Origin of the sequence: Sinorhizobium glycinis (assembly GCF_001651865.1) — a bacterium.
Lineage (GTDB): Bacteria > Pseudomonadota > Alphaproteobacteria > Rhizobiales > Rhizobiaceae > Sinorhizobium > Sinorhizobium glycinis.
On the sequence record NZ_LPUX01000032.1, the window covers coordinates 1 to 6464 of the forward strand.

A 6464-nucleotide genomic window follows, 5' to 3' on the forward strand; every position below is an offset into this window, starting at 1 on the left:
CCGGGTTCATTTCATGCGCAATGTGCTGGCGCATGCCGGAAAGAGCGGCAGGCGTGTCGTCTCCGCCTTCATCGCCACGGCATTCGCCCAGGTACGGCGGAATCTGCCAGCACGCAGTGGCGCAATGTTGCCGACCAGATAAGACCAAAAGTGCCGAAGCTCGCCGCCATTATGGATGATGCCGAAGAGGATGTGCTCGCCTACATGACTTTCCCGAAAGAGCACCGGGCAAAGCTGCACTCGACCAATCCAATCGAGCGCCTCAATGGCGAGATCAAGCGCCGCACCGAGGTCGTCGGCATCTTTCCCAACGACGAAGCCATTGTCCGCCTCGTCGGCGCATTACTGCTCGAGCAAAACGACGAATGGGCCGTTCAGCGGGCCAGGTATATGACACTTGAGACTATGGCGTCGATGAGCGATGATCCGCAAATCAGCCTGCCTGCAGTCGCACGCTGATATCCCCTCCGGCCCTTGCCGGAAAGCACGGCCATCAGGCGCGAGCTACACCACCCATCGGGACACCATCCTCTCAACGATCGGGCGACTACTCCAACTCTTCACTCCAGACGAATGCGATCAAGCCGAGCAGCCCCCAACACGCCCGCCCTTGGAGTGACCGGAACTGGCGAAACTTCCATAACCTGGATGTTTGGCATCACAAAAATCGATTTTACTTCGAGCGAACTCAAGGGCCCACAAGTAGCAGTATTGACGGAGCCATCGTTGCCGGCGACCGCTTTCTCGGGAATTCGCGTGCATTCCACGCCTCCGGATTCGCCTCGCTCTCCCCACCCAGCAAAATCGTGCACAGTGTTTCGGAGCCAAATTTGACGCGGGTCAACAACTATCATTTATTGCACCGTGAGCTGGCGGAGGAGGACCCATGGCGGCTCGACGCCAATGCGTTCGAGCAGGAGCGACATTCGCAGATGCTTCGGTTGTCGTTTTCCCAAGGTCCTATCACCAACGCACTCGAAGTCGGGTGCGCGGCCGGCGCATTCACGGAAAACTGGCGCCTTATTGCAAGCGGCTGACTGTGATTGATGTGGTGCCGCGAGCGATTGCTCGAACGAGGCAACGGATGAAGGAATCGTCTCACATCAACTGGATAGTCGCTGACGTTCGACAGTTCTCGACTCAGCAGCTATTCGATCTGATCGTCGTGGCCGAAGTTCTTTATTATCTCGAGGATGTAGCCGCGATACGCACCGCCGTTCACAACCTGGTGAGCATGCTGGCGCCAAGTGGGCACATGGTTTTTGGATCCGCAATCGATGCTAATTGCCGGCGCTGGGGGCATGTGGCCGGTACCGAGACCGTCATCGCGATGTTGAACGAAACGTTGATCGAGGTGGAGCAGCTTTATTGCCGCGGCGCATCGGTCAATGAAGACTGCTTGCTTTCCCGTTTTCAGAAATCGACTACCTGATTTGGATAGAGACACTAAGCGCGTCTGTGGCATCAAGTTAACCCATGACGGGGCTATCGCCGTTGTCGAGGATGGAAGGCTCGTCTTCTGTACTGAGCAGGAGAAGCGGAATAACAATTCGCGCTATCAAGAAATCAACAATCTCGATGCTGTTGTGGCGGCTCTGGCGGAAAACGGGGTCAATGCAAGAGATGTTGATCAGTTTGTCATCGACGGCTGGGACGGTGAGGCCGAGTCGCGGTTCAAGGTCCTCAGTGGGGAGACTCCTGTTATCCTCAGAGGCGCGCCTTACGTTGAACGTCACGCCGAGGGACTTCTCGATTGGATCGGCGGCTCCGGCCTCACACTTGGTGATCGGGTTTTTAGCTACAGAAGCTATCCGCATGTGACGAGCCATGTCGCCTCTGCATACTGCACCAGCCCCTTTGCCAAATCCGGAGACCCTGCGCTTTGCCTGGTGTGGGACGGCTGCATATTTCCGCAGCTCTACCATGTGGAAGGCAAGCGAGCCAGCTTCGTCAAATCCTTGTTCCCGGTAACAGGTCAGGCCTACGCTGCCGCGGGCCACTACTTCGGCCCCTATAAGCAGACGAGCCGCGGGGGCTGGGACCTTGGCGTTGCCGGCAAACTGATGGCCTTTATCGCACTGGGATCAGTTCACGTACGCATCGTTGCTGTGTTCCAAAAGCTCTATCAAGAACACTTTGCCGGCGATACTGCGCTTGCCTGCGCCTTCCGTGCGAACATCAACAACTCGGAATCCTCACTTGCGGCCGTGCACGATTTTTTCGCTGCGAGCGCGCTCCAATTGGGGCAGAGGCGCCCGAAGACGTGCTTGCATCGTCTCATTTTTTCCTCGAACGTCTCCTCGTTGACGAAATGGCGAACGCCTTGCAGCACCATCCCCTGCCGGGAGCACGCAATCTGTGCATAGCTGGCGGCTGTGGACTCAATATTAAATGGAACAGTGCGCTGCGCGAGACAGGCCTGTTCGATTCGGTTTGGGTACCGCCCTTTCCTAATGACAGCGGCTCTGCGATTGGTGCAGCCTGCTGTGAAATAGTGGCCCAGCAAGGGTTCGTGCCATTAGACTGGTCAGTCTACAGCGGCCCGAGCCTGCAAGCAGGCGAAGTACCAGCTGGGTGGCATGCTAGCCCGTGCAGCATCTCGGAAGTGGCCGCCATCCTCGCCAGCAACAAACCCGTGGTTTTCCTTTCCGGGCGCAGCGAGCTTGGACCACGGGCACTGGGAGGAAGAAGCATTCTGGCGGCTGCGACCTCGCCGGAAATGAAAGATCATCTTAACGAAATCAAATTCCGCGAACACTTCCGGCCAGTTGCGCCAATATGTCTGGAGGACCGTGCACCGGATATATTTAGTCCCGGAACGCCCGATCCATACATGTTGTTCGATCACCAGACGAAGATGCCGTGGCAGGACAAAGTTCCTGCAGTTGTACATCTTGACGGATCTGCGCGGCTGCAAACCATTTCTAGGAACTCTCAGCATAAGGTCGCCGAGGTACTTGTCGAATATGAAAAGCTCACGGGCATTCCGTTGCTTTGCAACACAAGTGCCAATTACCATGGGCGTGGCTTCTTCCCAAGTGCAGCCGCAGCCTGCGAGTGGGGCCGCGTTGAACACGTATGGTGCGACGGCATGCTATACAGGAAACCGTCCGCAACCGCGTGATCCTATCGGGCGCGGGCTTCGCGCAAGATACGTGTATGTCAACGCATAAGGTTGCTGCCCCACGGCGAAAGGTCACTCTTCCACTGGGGAGCAGCGAACTCCTGGATCGAATGTACAAGTTGAACTTCCGTTCGCCGTTTTCGATCTAACCAAACGCTCGTATATCATTGCGCAGGGCAGTTCCTATGAGCGCCCTTGGTACGAGCAGGCCTATGACGGTGGCTGGGGCGGTAAAAGGCTTGCCCGCGGTGCGCCGCTCCGCTGACAACCGAGATTGCAGCTCAAGCGCATTCCTCAGCCAGTCACAGGATAAATACGAACCCGTGAGCGACCGTTCTCTTCCAGCAACTCGGCCCTATAAGGCACGCCGCGGATGTTGATATATGTCGGGCGCCCGGCTTCCGGCATGAGGCGCTCGCTCTCTAGTGCACGGTCAAGGTAAGGTGGAAGCTTGCCTTGGACCGAACTGGTTTGGCAGTAGATTGATATCTACCAGTACGTCGATCACGACATTCTAGGCTGGTTCGGAGCCGTGGCGCCAATTCTCGCCAATGATAGGTCCGATATCCGGAAGCTCCTGAGGGGTCCCCGACGGCCTGATGAGCGACAGCGGTCTGGCGGAGGTGTCAATCGGCACTGAACTTTGACCCTTATTGGAGTGCGCCCTTGGGTGGACAGTCCGGGATGACGAATTGACCGGCCTACCAGGTTTTCGGAAAAATCCCCCGAGCTTGTTGACCAAATTGCCGCTGACGGCGCGGCTCTTCATACGCAGAAGCGCGGTTCTTCCACAAAGCAAGGCTGGGTGTCGACAATCCCGAGTCAACCCTATAGCGCGAACTCCCTGAAGTGCCGGATCCGACCGCGCCCGACGTCGTCCAACGCCGTTTCGCGGTTGCGACACACAGTGCCACTTCTCCTACAACGGCCTCCCAATGACCCCGAAAAAACCGGGCTGGCACAGCTCTTGCCCACACAGACTGGCACAGCTTTTGCTAAGAAGGGTGCGAAGCGGTTGATTTTAAACGCTTCCAATACGTTTATCGAGGCTTTCGAAGAGGCAAACCATGCTCACTACATTTCTGAACAACTTGATGATGGCGATGACTATGGTCACCATGACGGCTCCCGCCCAGCCCCAGATGACCACCGTCGCCACGGCGATTGATTCCAACCCCAACAAAGCTTCCAAGGACGCCTCCGATCCTCGCGCCTATCTGAACGAGATCGACGGCGACAAGGCGATGACCTGGGTCGAGGCGCATAACCTTTCGACCGTCGATAAGCTGTCGAAAGATCCGCGTTACAGCGAGTACCAGGCCGACGCTCTGACGATCCTACAGGCGACCGACCGCATTGCTTCGCCCAGCTTCGCGCGCAACGGGATGATCGACAACTTCTGGCAGGACGGCACGCACGTGCAGGGCCTGTGGCGGCGCACGACCTGGGAGTCCTACAGGTCCGGCAACCCGCAATGGCGCACAATTCTCGACGTCGATGCGCTATCCAAGGCCGAGGGCAAGACCTGGGTATTCGAAGGCGGGGACTGCCTGCCGCCCACGAGCAATCTCTGCCTCATCCGCCTGTCCGATGGCGGCAAGGATGCGGATGTGGTCCGCGAATTCGACATTGCCAAGGGTGAATTCGTTAAGGAAGGCTTCGTCCTACCCGAAGGCAAGCAGTCCGTGACCTGGGTGGACGAGAACACCATCTACGTGACCCGGGAATGGACGCTGGGTGAAGTGACCTCTTCCGGCTATGCCTACGTCACCAAGGTGGTAAAGCGCGGCCAGAGCTTGGATCAGGCGGTCGAGATTTTCCGCGGCCAAAAGAAGGACGTCTCGGCTGAGCGCGGCGTGCTACGCGACATCGATGGCAAGTATGTTATGGACACCTCGTATCGCGGCCTCGACTTCTTCAATACCGAACTAGCCTTTTACCCAAACGGCCACACCGATACGCGCAAGGTGGTCCTGCCCCTACCGACCACGGCCGTCTTTAGCAGCTACTACAAGGGCCAGGCAATCTATTGGTTGAAGTCGGACTGGACCTCGGCCAAAGGCACCGTCTTCCACAATGGTGCGATTATCGCTTTCGATCTCAAGGCGGCGCTCGCCGATCCAGCGCGCGTTGAACCGCTTGTGCTGTTCATGCCAAACGAGCATCAATCTGTCGCAGGCACTACCCAGACCAAAAATCGTCTCGTGCTGTCGATCCTATCGAATGTCACCAGCGAGGTGCGCAGCTTCGATTTCGGCAAGGGCGGCTGGTCGTCTTTCAAGCTGGCTCTGCCGGAAAATTCGACGCTGTCCCTGACGTCTAGCGACGATGAGAGCGATCAGTTGTTCGTCTTCTCAGAAGGGTTCCTCGAACCTTCAACTCTGTTTTGCGCCGATGCTGCAACCGGCCAAGTCGAGAAGATCACTTCGACCCCAGAACGCTTCGATGCCGGAGGCCTGCAAGCACAGCAGTTCTGGGCGACCTCGAAGGATGGAACGAAGGTTCCATACTTCCTCGTAGCGCGCAAGGACGTCAAGCTGGACGGCACGAACCCGACCATCCTCTATGCCTATGGCGGTTTCCAAATTCCAATGCAGCCCAGCTATTCGGCGGTGCTCGGCAAACTGTGGCTGGAAAAGGGTGGTGCCTACGCGCTCGCGAATATCCGCGGCGGCGGCGAATTCGGCCCGAAATGGCACGACGCCGGTTTGAAGACAAATCGTCAGCGCGTCTATGACGACTTCCAGGCCGTTGCGCAGGACCTGATCGCCAAGAAGGTTACTTCGACACCGCATCTCGGGATCATGGGGGGTTCGAACGGCGGCCTGCTCATGGGCGTGCAAATGATCCAGCGCCCCGACCTGTGGAACGCAGTCGTGATCCAGGTGCCGCTTCTCGACATGGTCAATTTCACCCGCATGTCGGCAGGAGCCTCCTGGCAAGGCGAATATGGCAGTCCCGACGATCCGGTTGAAGGCGCCTTCCTGCGCTCGATCTCGCCTTATCACAACGTCAAGGCGGGCGTAGCGTATCCGGAACCCTTCTTTGAGACTTCGACAAAGGATGACCGCGTCGGCCCAGTGCACGCGCGCAAGATGGCCGCCCTGTTCGAAGACATGGGCCTGCCCTTCTACTATTATGAAAATATCGAGGGCGGTCATGCCGCCGCCGCCAACCTGCAGGAACACGCCCGCCGCTACGCCCTCGAATACACCTACATGTTTCAAAAACTCATGGATAATAAGTGAGTGCGTAAAGCCTTAGAGCCTGACCGAAAAAGAGTTGAGTGAAATCAGCCAGTTGTGATTCTGTTTGTTTGCTTAGGACGAACGGAGACCAC

At 57.4% G+C, this 6464-nt stretch carries 2 protein-coding genes and 3 pseudogenes; all 5 read left to right on the forward strand.

What is annotated here, in order from left to right; translation table 11 throughout:
* Window positions 1-459, forward strand: a pseudogene (locus AU381_RS00420) (transposase); the annotation flags it as partial.
* 344 nt (window positions 460-803) lie between these two features.
* Window positions 804-1432 (forward strand): annotated as a pseudogene (gene nodS / locus AU381_RS00425) (nodulation methyltransferase NodS).
* A pseudogene (gene nodU, locus AU381_RS31160) lies at window positions 1389-2425 on the forward strand (nodulation protein NodU); the annotation flags it as partial. The pseudogenes nodS and nodU, both read left to right, overlap by 44 nt.
* A gap of 180 nt (window positions 2426-2605) precedes the next feature.
* On the forward strand, window positions 2606-3124 hold the full coding sequence (locus tag AU381_RS31165) for a carbamoyltransferase C-terminal domain-containing protein (protein WP_354317289.1): 519 nt from the start codon (window positions 2606-2608) through the stop codon (window positions 3122-3124).
* 1109 nt (window positions 3125-4233) lie between these two features.
* A complete protein-coding gene (locus AU381_RS00435) occupies window positions 4234-6372 on the forward strand; it encodes a prolyl oligopeptidase family serine peptidase (protein WP_244425041.1) in 2139 nt (712 codons plus the stop codon).
* Window positions 6373-6464 lie beyond the last annotated feature (92 nt).